Source organism: Mesorhizobium sp. B1-1-5 (assembly GCF_006443065.1).
Lineage (GTDB): Bacteria > Pseudomonadota > Alphaproteobacteria > Rhizobiales > Rhizobiaceae > Mesorhizobium.
The window spans coordinates 87555-106755 of record NZ_VFWS01000002.1; the positions used below are offsets into that span (position 1 = coordinate 87555).

The 19201-nt window shown below is 62.7% G+C and carries 16 protein-coding genes and 3 pseudogenes; 9 read left to right on the forward strand and 10 right to left on the reverse strand.

All coding sequences use genetic code 11. From position 1 onward, the window contains the following. Nucleotides 1-6: 6 nt before the first annotated feature. The 5 genes and pseudogenes from FJ980_RS01470 to FJ980_RS01490 form a co-directional block, all read left to right on the forward strand. Nucleotides 7-498, forward strand: coding sequence for a RidA family protein (locus FJ980_RS01470; protein WP_140541188.1), 492 nt, complete (start codon nt 7-9; stop codon nt 496-498). Nucleotides 499-523: 25 nt separating this feature from the next. Continuing rightward, nucleotides 524-1723 carry an aminotransferase class V-fold PLP-dependent enzyme gene (locus tag FJ980_RS01475; RefSeq protein WP_140541189.1) on the forward strand — a complete coding sequence of 400 codons (1200 nt, stop codon included), beginning with the start codon at nt 524-526 and terminating at the stop codon, nt 1721-1723. Between the two features lie 63 nt (nt 1724-1786). After that, complete coding sequence (locus tag FJ980_RS01480; protein WP_246676269.1) at nt 1787-2602, forward strand: IclR family transcriptional regulator; 816 nt, start codon at nt 1787-1789, stop codon at nt 2600-2602. Between the two features lie 77 nt (nt 2603-2679). Next, a pseudogene (locus tag FJ980_RS01485) lies at nt 2680-2853 on the forward strand (transposase domain-containing protein); the annotation flags it as partial. Nucleotides 2854-2876: 23 nt separating this feature from the next. Continuing rightward, nucleotides 2877-3704: pseudogene (locus FJ980_RS01490) on the forward strand (IS66 family transposase); the annotation flags it as partial. A gap of 1199 nt (nt 3705-4903) precedes the next feature. On the opposite strand, the gene FJ980_RS01510 reads toward FJ980_RS01490, so the two are convergent. From FJ980_RS01510 to FJ980_RS01525, 4 genes and pseudogenes are all read right to left on the reverse strand, one after another. Beyond that, a complete protein-coding gene (locus tag FJ980_RS01510) occupies nt 4904-5131 on the reverse strand; it encodes a hypothetical protein (RefSeq protein WP_140541191.1) in 228 nt (75 codons plus the stop codon). 7 nt (nt 5132-5138) lie between these two features. Beyond that, complete coding sequence (locus tag FJ980_RS01515; RefSeq protein WP_140541192.1) at nt 5139-5384, reverse strand: hypothetical protein; 246 nt, start codon at nt 5382-5384, stop codon at nt 5139-5141. A gap of 84 nt (nt 5385-5468) precedes the next feature. Next, nucleotides 5469-6170 carry a Crp/Fnr family transcriptional regulator gene (locus FJ980_RS01520; protein ID WP_140541193.1) on the reverse strand — a complete coding sequence of 234 codons (702 nt, stop codon included), beginning with the start codon at nt 6168-6170 and terminating at the stop codon, nt 5469-5471. A 130-nt stretch (nt 6171-6300) separates the two neighbouring features. After that, nucleotides 6301-6519, reverse strand: a pseudogene (locus tag FJ980_RS01525) (HTH domain-containing protein); the annotation flags it as partial. 96 nt (nt 6520-6615) lie between these two features. On the opposite strand from FJ980_RS01525, the gene FJ980_RS01530 reads away from it, so the two are divergent. Further along, nucleotides 6616-7014 carry a VOC family protein gene (locus FJ980_RS01530; RefSeq protein WP_140541195.1) on the forward strand — a complete coding sequence of 133 codons (399 nt, stop codon included), beginning with the start codon at nt 6616-6618 and terminating at the stop codon, nt 7012-7014. A gap of 608 nt (nt 7015-7622) precedes the next feature. Here the strand turns inward: FJ980_RS01530 and FJ980_RS01535 are convergent. From FJ980_RS01535 to FJ980_RS01555, 5 genes are read right to left on the reverse strand one after another with little or no spacing between them, the layout of a single operon-like run. Further along, nucleotides 7623-8729: an SAM-dependent methyltransferase gene (locus tag FJ980_RS01535; protein WP_140541196.1), complete on the reverse strand. Its 1107-nt coding sequence runs from the start codon at nt 8727-8729 to the stop codon at nt 7623-7625. Nucleotides 8730-8744: 15 nt separating this feature from the next. Further along, a complete protein-coding gene (locus FJ980_RS01540) occupies nt 8745-9323 on the reverse strand; it encodes a DUF3726 domain-containing protein (protein ID WP_181181074.1) in 579 nt (192 codons plus the stop codon). Then, nucleotides 9320-10969, reverse strand: coding sequence for a hypothetical protein (locus FJ980_RS01545; RefSeq protein WP_140541198.1), 1650 nt, complete (start codon nt 10967-10969; stop codon nt 9320-9322). The genes FJ980_RS01540 and FJ980_RS01545 overlap by 4 nt, the downstream gene beginning before the upstream one ends. Continuing rightward, nucleotides 10966-11970 carry an Ldh family oxidoreductase gene (locus FJ980_RS01550; RefSeq protein ID WP_140541199.1) on the reverse strand — a complete coding sequence of 335 codons (1005 nt, stop codon included), beginning with the start codon at nt 11968-11970 and terminating at the stop codon, nt 10966-10968. Before FJ980_RS01550 ends, FJ980_RS01545 begins: the two co-directional genes overlap by 4 nt. A gap of 15 nt (nt 11971-11985) precedes the next feature. Beyond that, nucleotides 11986-12894: a LysR family transcriptional regulator gene (locus FJ980_RS01555; RefSeq protein WP_140541200.1), complete on the reverse strand. Its 909-nt coding sequence runs from the start codon at nt 12892-12894 to the stop codon at nt 11986-11988. Between the two features lie 100 nt (nt 12895-12994). Here FJ980_RS01555 and FJ980_RS01560 point away from each other — a divergent pair, with 100 nt between their 5' ends. The 3 genes from FJ980_RS01560 (at nt 12995) to FJ980_RS35235 (ending at nt 16101) form a co-directional block, all read left to right on the forward strand. Continuing rightward, nucleotides 12995-14443 (forward strand): aldehyde dehydrogenase family protein, encoded by a 1449-nt coding sequence (locus tag FJ980_RS01560; protein WP_140541201.1) that lies wholly within the window; start codon nt 12995-12997, stop codon nt 14441-14443. After that, nucleotides 14440-15438 carry a membrane dipeptidase gene (locus tag FJ980_RS01565; RefSeq protein WP_210241682.1) on the forward strand — a complete coding sequence of 333 codons (999 nt, stop codon included), beginning with the start codon at nt 14440-14442 and terminating at the stop codon, nt 15436-15438. The genes FJ980_RS01560 and FJ980_RS01565 overlap by 4 nt, the downstream gene beginning before the upstream one ends. 333 nt (nt 15439-15771) lie before the next feature. Next, entirely contained in the window at nt 15772-16101 is a 330-nt protein-coding gene (locus FJ980_RS35235) for a hypothetical protein (RefSeq protein WP_246676270.1), read from the forward strand. 622 nt (nt 16102-16723) lie between these two features. Here the strand turns inward: FJ980_RS35235 and FJ980_RS01580 are convergent. Beyond that, nucleotides 16724-19159, reverse strand: a complete 2436-nt coding sequence (locus tag FJ980_RS01580) for an EAL domain-containing protein (RefSeq protein ID WP_140541202.1) — start codon at nt 19157-19159, stop codon at nt 16724-16726. Nucleotides 19160-19201 lie beyond the last annotated feature (42 nt).

Below are 19201 nucleotides of genomic sequence, written 5' to 3' on the forward strand. Positions count from 1 at the left end.
GCTTACATGACTTTTTCCGAGCCGATGAAGCGATCGGAAAACTCGCCCAATGACCGCCTGAAGGCGCTGGGCATCACCCTGCCCCAGGCACCACCTCCAATCGCCAATTTTGTCACCCACGTTCAGGAAGGCAAGCTTCTGTTCCTGTCCGGTCAGGGGCCGACCGAGGCTGACGGCATGCAGCACACCGGCAAGGTCGGCGGCAACGTGACGGTGGAGCAGGCCTATGCACATGCACGGCTGACCGGCATCAACCTGCTTGCCGTGATGCGATCTGCGCTCCACGACTTGAGCCGTGTGCGGCGTGTGGTGAAACTGCTCGGCATGGTCAATGCCGTGCCCGATTTCGCCGACCATCCTGCCGTCATCAATGGCTGCTCGGATCTGTTCATCGACGTCTTCGGTCCGGCCGGAATTCACGCGCGCTCGGCCGTCGGGCACGGTTCGCTGCCTGGCCAAATCACCGTCGAGATCGAAGCCATCATCGCCATCGATTGAGTTCCCACTAAGGAGCACCACCGCCATGCCGATTGAAGACATTCGTCGCCGCCTTGGCTTGAGACCGGTCATCAATGTTTCCGGCACGATGACTGGGCTCGGCGCCTCCATCGTGGTGCCGGATGCCGTCGAAGCAGTGGCGGCGATCCTGACCGAATTCGTCGAAATGAGTGACTTACAACGTCGCGCCAGCGCCGTGATCGCCGACCTGACCGGCGCCGAAGCCGGCTTTGTCACGGCGTCCTGCTCGGCGGCGATCAGCCTGGCGGTGGCAGCCTGCATGACCGGACCTGATCTGGTCGCGATCGAACGCCTGCCCGACACGGCCGGGCTGAGGGACGAGGTGGTCATCCAGTCTGGACATATGGTGAGCTACGGCGCGCCCATCGAGCAGGCGATCCGTATTGCCGGAGCCAAGGTCGTGCCGGTCGGCCAGGCGACAAGTGCCGCGGCCTACCAACTCGCCGGCGCCCTTACCGAAAACACCGCGGCCGCCGTCTACGTCGTGTCACACCACGTGGTGGGCTACGCGCAAATCCCCTTGAAGATTTTCGCCGAAGTGGCCCACGCGCGCAACGTACCGGTGATCGTCGATGCGGCGTCGGAATACGACCTGAAGGGTTTCCTGGCCGATGGAGCCGACCTGGTTCTTTATTCCGGTCACAAGTTTCTCGGCGGCCCGACCTCGGGCGTCGTTGCAGGATCCAAGGCAAGGGTGCGCGACGTCTATCTGCAAAATCGCGGCATTGGCCGCGGCATGAAGGTGGGCAAGGAAGGCATCGTCGGCGCTGTGGCGGCACTTCAGGCATGGAAAACACGTGACCATGACGGCATCCGCGCCCGCGAACGCAAGGCGCTCGACTGCTGGGTCGAGGCGCTCGATGGCCGACCGGGTATAATCGCCGAGATCGCCCCGGATCCGACCAAAAATCCGCTCGATCGCCTGAAAGTTTCGGTCAACCCTGCTGAAGCCCGCGTTGCCGCCTGGGATCTGGCCGACCGCCTGGCTGCCGGCGACCCTCCGGTCGTCGTGCGCGACCATGAGGTCGAGCACGGCTATTTCTTCCTCGACCCCTGCAATCTGCATCCGGGTGAGGAGCTTGTCGTGGCAAAGCGACTGGCCGTGGAACTGGATCAGGCGCGCAAGTCGAACGTGATGGCCGCCACGTCCTTTGAGGAGCGCCTGCGCGCACGGGAAGCGGCGATCCTGAAATGGCCGGATTGATATATCACGTATCGGAAACAGCCATACCGTTCTACACTCGCCTTGAGAAAGATGTCCGAACCAATGACCAGGATAGTGGCCCAAATCGAAGCGGCGCCAATTGCGGCGCCTGAGCCGCGCCGCTCGCGCACCAGCGGCATCGACCGGGCGCTGCAGATCCTCGATTATCTGCAGAAGGTGGAGCGGCCGGCGACCGCCTACGAGATCGCCCGCGACATAGGCGCGCCGCTGTCGACCATCTATGTGATCGTTGACGATCTTGTGGAGAAGGAGTTGCTTGACCGGCAGGACAACGGCCTCCTGTGGCTCGGGCCTCGCCTCTATCACTATGGTTTGACCTATGCGCGCACCCTTGATCTTCTCAACGTCGCGATCCAGGAGATGCACGAGCTCGCCCAGAGCTCGGGCGAGACCATCCAGATTTGCGGGCGCGATGGCGATCACATGGTGGTGCTCGCCATGAAGGAGGGCAAGGACCACTTCCAGGTGACCTCGCGCGTAGGCACTCGCAGCCCCCTCAACTGGACCGCCTCCGGCCGCATGCTGGTCGGCCACTTGCCGGAAGAGGAACGCCGCGCCATTTTTGCGCGCTCCGCAACGGCTTCCCCGACCGGCCGAGCCGAAACGGATGAGAAGGTGCTGGCGAGCACGGCCGCCGCGGCGCTCGAACAACGCCTCTCGATCCAGGCCGGTGAATCCGACTTCTCTGTGGCCTGCATCGCCGCCCCCATATGCGACGGCGAGGGGGCTTGCAGGGCGACGATCTCAATCGTGGTTCCCGATATCAAGCTGAAACAGAAGAACCCGGATCTGATCCATCTGGTCAAAGCTAGCGCCAGGCGTATCGAATCCCGGTTGGGCTGGCGCAGTGTAAGGTGACTAACAACGGCGACCGATCGGCATCCCACGCGCGTCCGTCATTACTGGCAACCGCGCCTCGACCTGGACTAGCTAGACGCCAAGATAGCGCTGCAGCCGGCGGCGCCGAGCACTGGGCCGTCGTCGCTTCGCTGATCGAGACCTGCAAGCTGAACGACGTCGAGCCGCTCGGCTACCTCGCCGAAGTGCTCGCACGGATCGTCAATGGCCACCCAAACAGCCAGATCGACGATCTCCTACCCTGGGCCTACATCGCCAATCAGAAGGTTAAGGCCGCAGCAAGACCGATACCGGCCGAGCCTGGGTCTATGTCCGCGATGACCGGCCCTTTGTTGGGACCGCACCGCCGGCAGCGCTGTTCTATGCCTCGCGCGACCGGTCGGGCGATCATCCCGAGCGGCACTTAAGGCAGTTCACCGGCATTCTGCAGGCCGATGCCCATGCCGGCTACAACGGGCTTTATCTCCCCGACCGGAGACCCGGACCGGTCACGGAAGCGCTGTGCTGGAGCCATGCGCGGCGCAAGTTCTTCGTCCTTGCCGACATCGCCGCCAGTGCGCGTCGAGGGAAGACGGCGCCGCCGATCTCGCCGATCGCCTTCGAGACCGTCAAACGCATCGATCTCCTGTTCGACGTCGAGCGCGACATAAATGGAATGGCTGCCGAGCAGCGCCTCGCCGTCAGGTCGGAACGGGCTGCGCCACTCGTCGCTGACCTGGAAGAGTGGCTGCGTGGCGAGCGGGCCAAGCTCTCGCGCCACGCGCCGGTTGCCCAGGCGATCGACTACATGCTCAAGCGCTGGGCAGGCTTCACCCGTTTCCTCGAAGACGGGCGCATCTGTCTCACGAACAATGCTGCCGAACGGGCGCTGCGTGGTCTGGCTCTCGGCAGAAAGTCGTGGCTCTTCGCGGGTTCAGACCGTGGCGCCGACCGCGCTGCCATCATGTATACGCTGATCGGCACGGCGAAGCTTAATGACGTCGATCCACAGGCCTGGCTGAGCGACGTGCTCGCCCGCATCGCCGACACGCCGCAAGGCCGGCTGAACGAACTCCTGCCGTGGAACTGGAAACGTCGATCATCGAAGGCCATCGCTGCATAGGACAAGAGAATGGCTCACGGGCGAAACAAGTATCAGTCACGAGAAAACCGGGCTCGGGTTCGGGAGATTTTGCTGCACGATTGGGATCCTATCGGCGTCTCCGGCATACCAGATGCCACCGGCGAATATGACGCCTACGCCGACACGGTCTACGTGATGTTGATGGACGAAAGCGCCACCGCGAGTGACATCGCAGCCTATCTATTCGCCGTAGCTACCGAGCATATGGGACTAACGGACCGCGGACAGCTAGCTGAGAGAAGCGGGTCGCCAAACTTCTGGTGAGTGCCCGACCTGAGTTCGGCAACCACTAACGGCCTTCGTCCAATATCGGCGCCACCGCGGCCTTTGCCGGAGGGTTACGACCCGACGGACTTTCCTTGGCCCCATATTGCTTCGGTCCTTGATGACCTGAAGGAAATAGCCGGGAGCCTGCCATTAGAACGGCTTCAGCGATCCGCCGTTCACGAGGACTGTAGGCGCTATCAAGCGATGGGCGCCAACGTCGTCAGTCTGCGAATCCAGGGCGCCAACCTGCGTAACGGGGGCCGAAGAGGACGACAAGGTTACTAAGAACGAGTGCCAGCTTGACGGAACGTGGGTCACGGCGGCGGAGCCGGGCAAATATGGCGGGAAAGAGCAGAAAATACCCGAACAGACGCCGCTGCAATCGATAAGCGACGAATCGCAGCGAATTCAAGGTTTAATACCGCAATTAACGCGAGGCCATTGTAAGCGGGCTAAAGACACGGGTTTCATTCTGGTTTGCTGGTGAGCCTTTCAACTGTCGCAATGATCGCCTTGGCAAGCGCCTCCTCCTCCGTGGAAGCGGCCGGCGAGGCAGTGGATCAAACTGGGGCTGATTGGCTGTGTGAAGCGTCTGCACGGGCGAGGATGACTTGCGCCACGCGTCGTTGCAGGATTTTCGAGAAGACCCCGCCTAAAGTCGATCCGTTCGATACGGCTCTGTTGGGACGAAAACCCAACATTGCCGCTGCTTCTCTAGTTCGATCTGCATCTCGTCCCCAAAAAGCCCGCTGCCAGGGGGACAGGACAACGGGCTTTTTCATGAGGGGACTTATTGGAGGCGGCTGCATCCCTGAGGAATCGACCGCCTACCGTAACAATCTTAGCGAGGGAAATGTTCCATATCGGGACGAATGGGCCGCCACTACCGCTGACCGGCAAGATGACGACGATCAGGGAACCCCCGCGTCGAATTCAATCGCAAACCCAGCGTCGATCGCGCTTCGTGCAATGTAGTCGGCCAGTTCCCAATCCGTCATTTCGCAAAGCGGGAACATTTCTCTAAGGCCCCGGATGACCTCGGATATCGAAACGCTCGAATTGTCGACCTTATCAATCAGGTAACAGATAATCGCTTGGCGAACGTCCGATGCAGTGAGCGTCTGCGCAAGCGCGGGCATCGCTGTCCTACGAGTGGAGCCGCGTTTCCGCGCTGGCGGCCGTTGTCACGTCGAAGGCGACGGGCACACCATGAACGATGCAGGCGGCCGCCAACATCTCCTCCAGTTCGTGGTCGGTGGCTCTGCAGGCCGGCATCAGTGTTCGGATTGCGCGGATTGCCTGTGCGATGGAAAGGAAGCAAGCCCGGCCTCTGGAAAGGACATAAGCTTCGGTCGCCTTTTCAACCGTAACGCTTTGAAAAGTGTTGGTCATTGCGAGTTCCTCCCTGAACCCAAACCAGCACGATTTACGGCCAATATTCGGCCGTCTACAAGCTTATGTCCGATTCCGGACAATTCAGCCGGGGGCAATGCCGAAGTGGCGTTGCTCCTCCTCCCCATAGGCGCCTCTCGTGAGCTTTATCATTCCGGCGCGGTCGACGATTGTGATCTCGCCGCGCCTGGCATGGACCAGTCCCCTATATTCGAGCATTTGGAGGGCCGCAGTAACGCCGGTGCGCCGAGAGCCGAGCATAGTCGCGAGAAATTCGTGCGTCAGGTTGATCTTGCTTCCCCCCACGCGGTCATGGACCATGAGCAACCATCGGCCCAGTCGTTCTTCGATCTTAGAGTGACCGTTGACCAGTGCCGTTCGGGATGACTGAACTAGGAATGCGTGGGCGTAGCGAAGCAGCGACTCGCGAAGGGTCCGGCTTTCTGCAATCGCAGCGCGAAGATTTTCAACAGGCAGGCACCAGCCATTGCTGGCGACTTGAATATAGGTTGCGTTGGGAGAACTGTCCTGACCGAGAATTATCGTAACCCCTGTCATGCCGTCGCGACCGATGATACCGACTTCGCTCTGTCGTCCTCCGGTCATGGTGGCAACCACCGATGCGATACCCGTCTCTGGAAAATAGATATGCTCGATCGAGTGATAGGGTTCTTCCAGCCGGGCGTTGATAGCGAGTTCGACACGATGCATGGACGGCTGCAAAAGCGCAAAATCCTCTGCAGCAATAGATTTCAAAATGTAGTTGCGAAGATTGAGTTGAGGCATCGCTCTCTCCCTAACGGGCAAGAGCACGTACCTCTCACTGTCGGCTGCATCCGAACATCTGGCGGCCGATATCCAGGAGCATAAGCCTCGGGCGGCCGACTAGCAATATGACGGCGTGCGCGCATTGCCAAGTCAGCATTAGTGGCGGCGTGTCATAGCGATCGGCCAGAACGCAACCAAAGCCAGCTTCCCCTGCGATCGGAACACGCTGGCCGATCAGGTCAGCCACGCCGCGATAGACCGTGCGTTTCGACATCTCAAGTTCGGCGCCCAGCGCTGCCGCCGTCACGGGCCGGCTGGAGCGGCGCAGGATCTGGATGATCTGGAAAAGGCGATCGGCGCGGCGCACTGCTGTCACCTGCTGCCATCATGCTGGCAGCAGCCCTATGCCACAAGGCACACGCAGGCCACCGCATTCGCCGTGGCCAACCCGCGAGGATCCGTCATGAAATTTGCTTCGACCCGTTTGATCGCCGCCGACATCGCTGCCGTCGTGCGCTTCTACGAAACGCTCACCGGGACAACAGCCGACTGGCTCGCCCCGGTCTTTGCCGAAATTGTCGTGGCTGGCGGGGTTATCGCGATCGGCGGGGCGGGAACGGTCGCTCTTTTCCGTGAAGGCAGCGCGCAACCTGCCTCTAATCGCACGGCCATTCTCGAATTTTTGGTCGCGGACGTCGATGCCGAATTTGCTCGTCTGAAGGAAATCGTAGAAGTCGTTCAGGAGCCTAAGGACATGCCTTGGGGCAACCGTGCCGCCCAATTCCGCGATCCGGAAGGTACGCTGGTTAGCCTGTTCACGCCCGTGACCGATGCGGCCAAGCTGCGCTTCGGGTCGCGATAGACCACGGTGAAAGTCCAAGCCTGGCTGCGACATCCAGACGCGCCAGCCTGTAGACCACGCCCCCAGGCGGAAAAGCTCCCTACGACGGTAAAAGTCGATACTTTAATGCAGATGTGCGTGCTTCACCGGACGGTTACCTGCTATCGCCATAATGATCTCTCTTTCAGTGAGACTGACGTCGAAAATATGCGGAAAGCCGTGAAGGCGATTTCTAACAAGCCAGACTTGGATCAGGCTGCCAAGGACCAAAATTGGCAGTATGGTCAGTACGGGCTGAATCTGGCTCTTAGCCAGCCGACATCCGAAGTCTGTGCGGCGGCTAGGACTCAAGCAGCATTGCTGCTTCCTCAGGCGATCAATCCAGATAAGAACCCGTTTTAAGGTTCAGGTTACGCGTCGCACCTGATCCAACCGTACGCCGCCCACGCGTGAGCGGCACATCACTTACTATAGACGCGCTCCAGCGGCCATCGGCTTCGATGTTTCTTGTGGCACAGAGGCGGTTCGGGGGCGGAGGCCGTGAAACTTCAAGAATGGACGTCCAGTTTGGCCCGGATGATCGTCATCTGAACGTTTTCAGGAAGCGGCGCGCAAACTCTCGGCACCCCTTACGATTTGACGATCTCCGCCACGCAGTGGACGTAGTCCATGCGGTGACCTTCGGGAGCGTGTGCGACCTCGGCTTCATAAGCGCCGTAAAGATCGTCGACGATTGCGGCACGGTCATTGGCGGGACGCGAGGGATCGAGCGCGTTCGCAAAAACGGTTTCCGACCAGGAGCGGAGCGTCGGCACATAGGCCCTGGCGAAATCCTGCGCGTTGCCATGGACCCGGAAGGCCTCGGCATAGGGGCACGGCGTCAGCATGGTGAAGATGTTTTCCAGCCTCAGCCCGGCCTGCGACACCGGCGAAACGGGATCGCGAAAGGGTGCTGCGAACTCGTCCGGCGTCTTGTAGAATTGCTGGAACGTCGCGTTGACATATTCCGCCTCGCTGATCCGCCCCGCCGCAACCAAATCGCGCCAATGGCGCGCGAAGGTGTCGAACATGTCGACCCCGGTCGTATGTCCGAGATAGCGGCCTTCCTCGTCGACGCAGAAATTGGCCAGCGCCAGCCTGCCGCCGGACCTGAGCTCACGGGCCCTCGCCAATAGGATCGTCTCCCAGTCGCGCAGCCCCTGGGCGCGAAACTGCGCCCGCTCGGCCTCGGTGGCGCCGACCGCCTGGACATGGTCGGCGATCATGCAGGGCCGCTTGCTGATCCAGTGCATCGCCGTGGCGGAAAAGCCGAAGGACAGCGAATTGTCCGGCAGGATCTGGCGATAGAAGCTGGTGCCGCTGCCGAAGATGTAGAGGCCGGGCGTCTCGGCCAGCGGAACCTCGGCGGAGGTTCCCAGCAGTCCCTGGCTCAGCCGGAACAGGGTCGAGAAATCATTATGGGGCAGGTCGGTGTAGGTGATCGATATCGCCCGGTCCGGTTCCCTCTCCCGAACGGCGGAGACCAGCCGCCGCATCATGTCCATCGAGGTGCCGCCGTCAGCGGCGCCGAAATCGGCGACGGCGAATGGCTGGCCATCGGCCAGCCGAGGCATCCCGGCGACTGCCTTGACGACGAGATCGCCGACCTTATCGATAACGTATTTGGCGCCGACGGTGTTTGCCGAGTAGTAGCCCGCCCCACGCATGGCGATCTTCTGGCCATCGGCTGCGCTCATTTTCTTCTCCCTTTTTTATTCATCGTCCACCCGGCCGCCGCCCGCGCCGCGCATGCGCGATCGCTCGCTTTCCGGCACATAGGTTCTGGCGGCGAAGGAACTGAGCGCCGCAAGGGTTTGCTCGTCTATCGCGCCGCGCCGGCCTGTGGCCGGCTGCTCGATTTCGGCGCGATGTTCGATGACGACACCGGCGCGCTTCGCCAGCCCCGCAGGTCGCGCGACGCGCATGGCCGAGCGGCGCAGCATGGCGTCGAGCCAGACCGGCAGACCGACACCAATGATCGCCAGCGGCAGCGCGCTCGCCGGAGGCGGAGCGTCGAGCAGCAAAGCCGCGGTTCGGATCGGACAGAGCGGCGTTTGGGCAGGCTTGTCGGCCTCGCCTTTTCGCCAGCGCGCCGCGCGAGCAGGATCGGGCGCCGTGAGGGATTGCGCGTTTTCGGCAAGGCTTAGCATGGCCATGCCCCAATTGTCGTCCTCGACGGCGATCCGGCGTGCGGCGCGGCCGATATCGTCGGCTAGTCCCCATGAAAACCCGACGCCCCGCGCCGCCTTGGCGCTCAGCGTTTCCACCTCGTTGAGCGACAGGTCGATCACGCGGCTTCTCCTGCCTGCGCGGCGACATCCTCGATCAGCGGCTCGCCGCTGAACAGCGCGATGCGCAACCAGCGGTCAGACCGTGGATCGAAGCTGCGCGCGCCGAAGAAGGCCAGCTTGGCACGCAATATGTCGACGGGCCGCAACTCGGCGCCGATCAGATTGTCGTGGATCTCGGCATAGGGGAATTTCGCGACGATCTGGGCGCGCCGCACCGCATGGCGCCATTCAGGCCGGCGCAGCAGGAAGTCCGCGACACTGGCCGAGGCCGGCTCCTGCGCCAACGCGGCCGCCAGGCTGAGGGCATCGCGCGCGGTGGCCAAAGGTTGTTCGAGCTCGGCGCCGTCCTCCTCGAACCGCTCGCCGAGCCGGGGCTCGAGCTTCTCCGCCGATACATACCAGAAGCGCGCATTGGCAGCCGGCTGAGCAAAGTCGATTGCCCTCGCCCATGAATAGCAGTCGAGAAGCGCCTGGCGCAGCGAGCCGCAGTCCATGCCGCCGTCGATGGCATGGCCGAGCGTCTCGTCGGCTTTCATCGTGTCGCCGAGCTCGTCGACCAGCGCCCCGTGCGGCTCGAGGATCAGGGAGACGCAGGCCTCCTGCCCTTCCAGGGAGAAGTGCTCTTCCGCGAAGCGGTAGAGCACGTCCCAGGGCTGCGGGTTCGCCAGAAGCCGGTCGAGGTTTTCGGCCAGCCTATCGAGATCGGCGGCCAGGGATCGTGTCGCGGCGGCCTGTCGGTCATCGTCGCTGTGCCAGCGGGCGACGCGTTGGGCCAGATCGGCGAGCGCCTGTGCAAAGATTTTCCGTTCCGCCTCGCCTGCCTGCGGCTCGGCGCGCACCCGCGCCAGCGCGGTTTCGCGGGCGAGGAACCAGCTATGCGTCAGCAGCGGATGGCGCACGAGGAAGGGCGCCATGCCGAGCCCCGTGGCGTTACCCACGCCGAGCGCCCGGCGCAAGTCCGGCGCCAGCCTCGCCGCGCCGGCCGGATTGCGGCGACCCGCGATGTGGTCGACCAAGTCGAGCGTGAAGGATCGGATCAGCCAGACGGTGAGCATCTCGGCCTGGAAAGACCCGGCAAGCTCCGGGCGCGCGGCGATCTCGTCGCGGTCGGCAATGCCGAACTTGCCGTTGCCGTAAACGGCCGTGGTGCGCAGCAGATAGCCGACGCCGAGAAGTTGCTCCGCGTCCGGCTGTTGTCCCCGCACCAGCGCCGACGCCACGTCCTCGAACAGCCGCACGCTCTTGTTCGCGCGCGCCAGCACCAACTCGCTTCTGGTGTAGCGGCCCGCCTCCTGCAGCGGCGCATTTGCTTCCAGTCGCGCGATTTCGGCTTGACCCGGCAATCCGTCGTAAAGCACGTAGCTCGTGTCCCAGGCCTGCGCGATCACCCGGTCGGATCGCTTCTCATCGTCGAGCGGCGTCGAGAAGGCGACCAGGCTGTAGGTTCTGGCCGGCGTCTCGACCGCATAGACCGCACGCCCGAACCCGTTGTCGTTGAGGTCGAACAGGTGCTTGCGGACACGCCATTTCTCCCTGGTGGCGCGGCGGATCAGCTGGCGCAGGAAGCTGAGCCGCGTCGGATGCGCCGCGCCCAGCCGCTTAAGGCGCATGACGACCTCCGGCGGGCGCAGCGCGATCGCCGTCATGCGGCGGTCCCGGCCAGCTTTTCGAGCGTGGCGAGCGTTTCGGCGGCCACCGCGATGCCTTCGGTTGCATTCCGCTCTCGCGCGTCAAAGCGCCTCGTGCCCGGAAGCCTCGCTTCACCGACAAAGGCGCCGGTGACGGTTTCCAGATTCCCCGCGAATGCCCCGGCCGAGGTCGCATCGGGCGAGATTGCCAGGAAGAACTGGCCGGTTCCAGGCGGGCCACCGGCCGTGCCGGAGAAGGGGCTGGCGACAAGCCCCGGGTTGGCTCCCGTCAGGCATGCGGCGAAGATCTCCACCAAGAGCGCCGAGCCGACGCCCTTGTAGCCGCCCGCCGGCGCCATCGTGCCCTTCAACGCTTCGCCGGCATCGGTGGTTGTCTCGCCGCTTGCGTCGAAAGCCCAGCCGGGTGGGATCGGCTCGCCGGCGCGGGCGCGCTTGATGACCTCACTCTTGGCGACGACGCTGGCGCTCTGGTCGATGACGAAGCGCGCGCCGGCCTGCCCGTCCGGGACGGCCAGCGACCAGGGATTGGTGCCCAGCGCCGCCTCGCGGCCGCCCCAGGGCGCGATCGAGGCCGGCGCATTGGTGAAGCCTAGCCCGACCAAGCCGGCCTGGGCGATCCGCTCGGTGTGATAGCCGAGCGCGCCGCAATTATAGGAGTTGCGGATGGCGAGCGCCGCCACGCCCTGCGTGCGTGCCGCCTCGATGAGCGCCGTCAGGCCGAGGGCGATGGCCGCATGCGCGAAGCCGTTGGCGGCGTCGACCGCGACGACCGCCGGAGCCGGCCGCGTCAGGCGCGGCTCGGTCTGCCCCAGCACCTTGCCGCAGGTCAGATGCTCGCAATAGGTCGACAGATACATCAAGCCGTGCGACTTCAACCCGTCGCGTTCCGCCGCCGCGATGCCCGCGGCCAAGGCCTCGGCCTGCCGCTCGCTTGCGCCATGGCGCATCAGCGCGGCGCGGGCGAGCGTTTCGATGCGGGCTTGGGTCAGGCGTGTCATCCCCTCACCCAATGATCATGCCGCCGCATAGCCGAACTCCCCTTCGCTCGCCCGCGTCTGCAGGCGGATGCATTCGATGAAGCGCAGCGACGCCGGCTGCAGGTTGCGGCCCTCCTTGGCGATCCAGCCGACGGTGCGGCTCGAACGCGGATCGGCAAGCGGCACGAAGCGCACGTCGTGGCTCGATTTCCAGCGGCAGAGCCGGGGCAGTATGGTGACGCCGAGCCCGGCCTCCACCATCGCCAAATTGGAGCTCACATTGGTCGCGGTTAGCTTGGAGCCGGCGGCGAGCGCTTCGGTCTCGGCAAGCCCGAGTGCCGCGGCCGCGCCATTGCGGATGAAGCTCTCGCCGTCGAGCTCAGCCCATTTCAACGGGCGCTTCGATCTTGCCAAGGGATGGTCGACCGGGCAGACGAAATCGAGCGGCTCATGGAACAGCGGCTCGAAGCTAAGCTGCGTCCGCCTGCCAGCGAGCACGCAGAGGCCCACCTCCACCATGCCATTCTCGACCGCCTCGACGATGGCGCTGGAATCGCTGTCGCGGACGTGGATGTCGAACCGGCTGCCTTCGGCGCGAAGCTTGGCGATGGCGCGCGGCAGCAAGGTCACCGCGACCGAAGGCACGCTGGCCACGTCGCAGCGCCCCCGCCGGTCCGCCGCGTAGCTGGTGATCGCCAGGCAGGCGCGATCGTAATGCGCGATCATGGCGCGCGCCTCGTCGAGCACGATACGGCCGACCGGCGAAAGCGCGCCCTTGCGCTCGCTCTCGAACAGCGGCGCCCCGATATCGTCTTCCAGTTGCTTCAAGGTCATCGACACGGCGGACGGCGTGCGGCCGATCTGGTCGGCGGCGGCGCGCACGCCGCCGGTCTCGCAGACCGCGACGAAGCTGCGCATGCCGGTCAGGCTGATGGTTTTGGTCACTGTTAAGCTTGCCTGAACATCTCTGTCAAAAATTGAGCTTGATTGAAGTTCACAGCATTGGTTAGGTCGTTGTCAACCGAATTGATGCAGGTGGAACAGGATGCTGAGCGGTCAGAACTTCGTTGCAGGCGAGTGGCACGACGGTGCCGACTGGGTCGAGGATATCAATCCGTCCGACGTGACCGATGTTGTCGGGCGTTTCGCGCAGGCGCGGCCGTCCGACATCCATGACGCCGTCGCGGCGGCGCAAGGCGCGCAACCGGAATGGGCGGCGGCCGGGCTGGAAGCGCGAGCCGCCGTTCTGGACGCCATCGGACGCGAGTTGATGGCGCGTTCGAAGGAGCTTGGCGAGCTGCTGTCGCGCGAGGAGGGCAAGACCCTTCCCGAGGGCGTCGGCGAGGTCTATCGCGCCGGCCAGTTCTTCACCTATTTCGCCGCGGAGGCCTTGCGCAATCTGGGCTCCTCGTCCGATTCCGTCAGGGCCGGCGTCGATGTGCTTATCGAGCGCGAGCCGCTTGGGGTCGTCGCGATCATTTCGCCCTGGAATTTCCCCATCGCTACCGCGTCCTGGAAGATCGCGCCGGCGCTTGCCTTCGGCAATGCCGTTATCTGGAAGCCGGCCAGCGTCACGCCGGCCAGCGCCTGGGCGCTCACCGAGATCATCAGCCGGCAGGCGATCCCGAAGGGCCTTTTCAACCTGGTGATGGGTTCAGGATCGACGATCGGCCGCGAGCTTGCCGTCAATGCCGACATACAAGGGCTGAGCTTCACCGGCTCCGGCGCCATCGGCTCCGGCATCGCGGCGCTCGCCGCCGCGCGCTTCGTGAAGCTGCAGCTCGAAATGGGGTCGAAGAATCCATTTGTGATCATGGACGATGCAGACCTCGATCGCGCCGTCGACCTTGCCGTGAACGGCGCCTTCGGCGGCACCGGCCAGAAGTGCACGGCCTCGTCCCGCCTGATCGTCCACCGGCAGGTGCATGACGCCTTCGTCGAGAAGCTGCTGGCGAAAACAAAGGCCCTGAAGGTCGGCCATGCGCTCGAAGACGGCGTCCAGATGGGGCCGGTCGTCAGCGCCGAGCAGCTCTCGGCCAATCTCGATTATGTGACGCTTGGCATCAGCGAAGGCGCCGAGCTTGCGACCGGCGGCGAGGCGCTCGATCTGGCGCATCGCGGCCACTACATGGCGCCGGCCGTATTCCTCAACGGCCGCTCGCGCATGCGCATCAACCAGGAGGAGATGTTTGCGCCGATAACCTGCGTGATGGCTGCCGACGATCTCGACGAGGCGATTTTCCTTGCCAACGATACGCCCTATGGGCTGACGGCCGGCATCGCTACGCGCTCGCTGGCGCGCGCCACGAAGTTCCGCCACGCCTCGCGCTCCGGCTGCGTCATGGTCAACCTGGCGACCGCCGGCACCGATTATCACGTGCCGTTCGGCGGCGTCCGCGCCTCGAGCTACGGTCCGCGCGAGCAAGGCCGCGCCGCGGTCGAGTTCTACACCCAGGTCAAGACCTCCTACATCCACGCGGGCGCGCCCGAATGACCAGCGACGCGCCGCAGATGCTCATCGATGGGCTGCAATACTGCAACTGGTCGCGCGCAATTTTCGAGGAGATGCGCCGGGGCGGGCTGACCGCGGTCCATGCCACGGTCGGCTATCACGAAGGTTTCCGCGAGACGGTGCGCCATCTCGTCGATTGGCGCACTTGGCTTCGCGACAATGAGGACCTGATCCTCCTGGCGCGCGATGCGGGCGACATCGAGCGGGCGCGGGCCTCAAACCGGACGGCGATCCTGCTTGGCCTGCAGAACCCGATGCCGATCGAGGACGACATCGGCCTGATCGAGATGCTTTTCGATCTCGGCATCCGCTTCATGCAGCTCACCTACAACAACCAGTCGCTGCTCGGCTGCGGCTGGATGGAAAAGGAGGACAGCGGCCTGACACGGATGGGGCGCGAGGTGATCGCCGAGATGAACCGGCTCGGCATGATCATCGATCTGTCCCACGCCGGCGAGCGGACCGCACTGGAAGCGATCGCGCTCTCCGAGCGGCCGGTGGTCGTCAGCCACGCCAATCCACGCTGGCTGCGCGACAGCAACCGCAATGTCTCCAAGGCCCTCTTGCAGGCATTGCGCGCAAAGGAGGGGCTGCTCGGCCTGTCGCTGTATCCGCTGCACCTTCCGAACGGATCGGACACGACGCTGGAGCAGTTCGGGAAAATGGCTGCGGAAGCGGCCGGGATCATGGGACCTGACCATCTCGGCATCGGCTCGGATCTCTGCCAGGACCAGCCCGACAGCGTGGTGCGCTGGATGCGCGAAGGCCGCTGGACCCGCGAGACACAGGCGGCGGCAAGTTTCCCGCAGCAACCATCCTGGTTCAGGTCGAACCTCGATTTTGCAACGCTTTCGGAGGGCCTTCTCTCGGCGGGCTTTGACAAGGCGCAAACGTCGCTCTTGCTCGGCGGCGCCTGGCATCGCTTCCTCGAGACCAATCTGCCTTCGACCCGGGATTCGCAAGCCACCAGTAGGTAGATTTGCCCCGCATGCGTACACACCAAGCACGGTCTCAGGTTAATACCACGCCAGATCCCGTTAGCACCGCGGCCACTCTGGTCGCCGCCAACGTCTGCTTCCGTCGAGCGGCAAGCCTGTTTCTACGGCCGATTTGAAGCGCATCGCGGCCCGCCAACCTTGGGGCCGCGAGCAGAAAGTCGGCTTTTGGCCTGGTGGACGGCTATCGCGCGAAGGGCATGACGCATGTGGAAAGCGACGTAGTCCCAGGCGCCAGCCATTATGCAGTGGCCGACAATCCGGACGGTGTGGCTGAGGTGATTGAACGGTACCCCGCGCGATGAGAAGAAGTTGATGACCGAGGTTACAAGCGAGAATATGGCAGCGCCCAAAATCGTCGATCGGAATACGTTCCAGGTCGAACAGGACGTCTTGCCGGTGCGCGAGAAGGCCCATACGCACGAGGGCGACGCCATCGTTTATACCGGGGTTTTACGTTTTGGAGTGCCGAGGAACTTTTCCCCTTGGACCAAGTTGGACGAGAGCAAGCGCTTTTTTCTGGAAGTATATGAAGCCATGAAAGTGACGGACGATGAAAATCATCTCCTGTTCACGCTTCAGGTCGCGGCGAAAGTCCCATCAGGGACGCTCTATATACCGCAAACGGAGGCTGTGCACGGCTAGGCCGCCGTCCGACAAAAAGCCGCCGGCCAGAGCCACCGGGCAGTACTGGAGTAGCCTGAGGGCGCGAAGTGGCAACGTGCGCGGCAGGCTACTCGGGAACAGCGCAAATGCCCGAGTTGTTCCCCCGACACCTGTGTCATGCCCGTCAGTCGTAACACGCGTCGGACAGACGTCTTATCCGCCAACTCATAAGTCCAGACGACGCAACATATTCCGCAGATCTTCATTTGGGAGTGCTGGCGAGCATAGTCCCTTCATCGCCAGTTCATGCATGCCCACCATTACCTGCGATGATGGTGGGCATCCATCAGCCTAAAGGTGCCGGATTGCCGATTCCTCAAGAGCTTGACGACGAATATCTCACCTTTGAGTGCCCACGGTGCGAACGTCCCATCGTTCGAAAAGGCACATGGTTTAAAACCATATCCTCATTCAAATGCCCGTCCTGCGACGCGGCGCTGAGGCTTGGATACCCCGAAAAGCTGCACCTGTTCGAGAAGCACAAGCGTCTGACCGGGGGACCTCACGAACCGGCGAACCCGCCTGCCTGAACCAAGCCGTGGCTAGCCGTACGACCTGTATGGATCGCATCGCACGCCAATCTTGGTCCATTGATCGATTATCAAGCTCTCAAATGGGCTGCTTCTTCGAATAGGGCAAAGACCTTAGACTGAGGTAGGGGGCGACCGAACAGCCAACCCTGTACGTCGGTACAGCCATGCTCCCTGATCAACTGATACTGTTCCTCAGTTTCGACGCCCTCGGCTGTCGTGGTCATACCGAGAGTGGCCCCAAGTTCGGCGACGGCCTTGACGATCGCCCGGCTTTCGCTGCTTTCACATATCAGGCTGACAAAGCTACGATCGATCTTGATGCGGTCGAAAGGGAAAGAGCGCAGATAGCTGAGCGATGAGTAGCCGGTTCCGAAATCGTCCATCGCGATGCTGATTCCGAGATCGCGTAGGCTGTGCAATGTCTGGAGCGTATTTTCATTGTGCGCCAATAGCACCGACTCGGTGATTTCAAGCTCGAGCCGTGACGCCAACAAGCCTGACGCGCCCAATGCCGAGGCTACTTGAAGCGCCAGCCCCGGCTGCATGAACTGCGCAGGCGAGAGGTTTATGGCAACCTTGACGTGGGAAGGCCATCTCGACGCGTCATTACAGGCCTGTTTTAGGATCCATTCCCCCAGACCGTCGATAACCCCTGACTCCTCGGCGAGGTGGATGAACTCTGCAGGCGGCAGAAGTCCACGCACCGGGTGGTTCCATCTAACCAGCGCCTCGAAACCGGTGAGCTTCGAGGTCCTCGTATCATGCAGAGGCTGGTAGTGGAGCACGAACTGGTCTTTCGACACTGCCTGCGCCAACTCGGCTTCGAATTGGCGCTGCTCCTGCAGCCGTGCGTCCATTCCAGGTTCAAACGACCTGCATGTGCCACGGCCCTCGGTTTTGGCCTTGTATAGGGCGAGGTCGGCGTTGCGGATTAACGTTTCCGGGCTTTGTCCGTCGTTCGGGAAAACGGCAATGCCGACACTGCAACCGATGTTGATATTGTGGCCCTGGATGGAGAATGAAGCGGACAAAGCATGAATGACCCGGCCGGCAAGCGCCCCGGCCTGATCGTTGCCATTAAGCAGAAGCTGAACGAGAACGAACTCGTCGCCGCCCACCCTGGCGGCCATGGCGGTCTCGCCTACATGATGCCTCAGCCGGTCCGCGACAGCTCTCAGCAACTCGTCGCCGATGGGGTGGCCTAAGGTGTCGTTGACCGGTTTGAAGCGATCAAGATCGATGCAGTGGACGGCAAGCTTCTCGCCTTGCCTGAGGCTGCGTAGGGCTTCGTCCATCGTGTCGGCCAGTAGACCGCGGTTGGGAAGTCCGGTCAGAATGTCGTGTGTTGCCAGATGCTGGATCTGGGCGGTGCGTTCTTCTACCCTCTGTTCAAGCGTCTCAGCCGCCTGCGCTTGCATGATCATGGTGCGACCGATGGAGTACCAACAAATCAACGCCAGCAAGGTGACAATACCGACGGCCACATACCCAGCCAGTTCGAACTCCCGCACCGATCGAACATCGACATTGCTCGTGAATTGCGTGTCGGGAAAGCCAGCCCAAAGGCGCCAGGCGCTTCTCGGATCGTTGAGCGACAGCGGGATGACCTCGGAATAGATCAGCCTGGGATCAGGTCCCGTGAAAGATCTCGTATTGGTCACCAGCGATTCTGACATCCGGTGCTGGTCGGACTCGAAGCCATATCCGGCATTGACGATCACATAGCCACTGCCAGGCAGCAGCTTTCGCAGCGCCGAGGTGAGCATGATCGCCGAAACGGAGCCGCGCAGGGTTCCGTCCTGTCCAAAGACCGGAACCGAAAGAATGAAGCCAGACCGGTCGGCATCATCGCCGGTGCGAATGAAATTCGTGTTGTCGCAGGTGATCAGCTCTTTGGTCCCGATGATCGGCACGTTTAGCCCGTCAAGGGTGCTTGAGTTGGGGTAGTTTGCCTTCAGCCAGGCAAGCTGTTTTGCCAGCTCGTGGTATTCATAGGTCTCGACCTCCTCGGGCGGGCGAGTCAGCGCATTCTCGTCCAGCTTCCTGGATTTGGGCGCTGCCGCAGCTTCGGATCTCGCCTTGGCATTGACGATTAGCTGGTCGAACTGAAGAATTGGCTCCTCCAGCTTGCCGGTCACGGCGTCGAACCGATCGGGATCGAAATCCAGAGGCAGGAAGTAGACCTCCGAGATCGAGACGTTGTCGGCGAGGTTGTTGTAAATCTGCTGGATCGTTGCTCGCCCTTCGTCGCCGAGGTTGGTGCCGTGTCGGTCAAGGGCCCGGACGCTCGGCAGGAACGTCAGGGTTCGGACATTCTGATAGATGGCGTTCAGAGCGTCTTCGACGGTCTTTGCAGTCGCCCTCGAAGTTGCCCGTGAATTTTCCAGATATCGTTCCTTGGCAAGCGCAAATTCCCTGCTCGCGTCAATACGCAACCCCACCAGGGTGACAACGCTAATCAACATGATTAGGCCGAAGCCTATTGTTCGCCTGAAGGCATTCATCCGGGGCCCCCCTACCAATCGGCAGAGGTTAGTGTTGTCCGG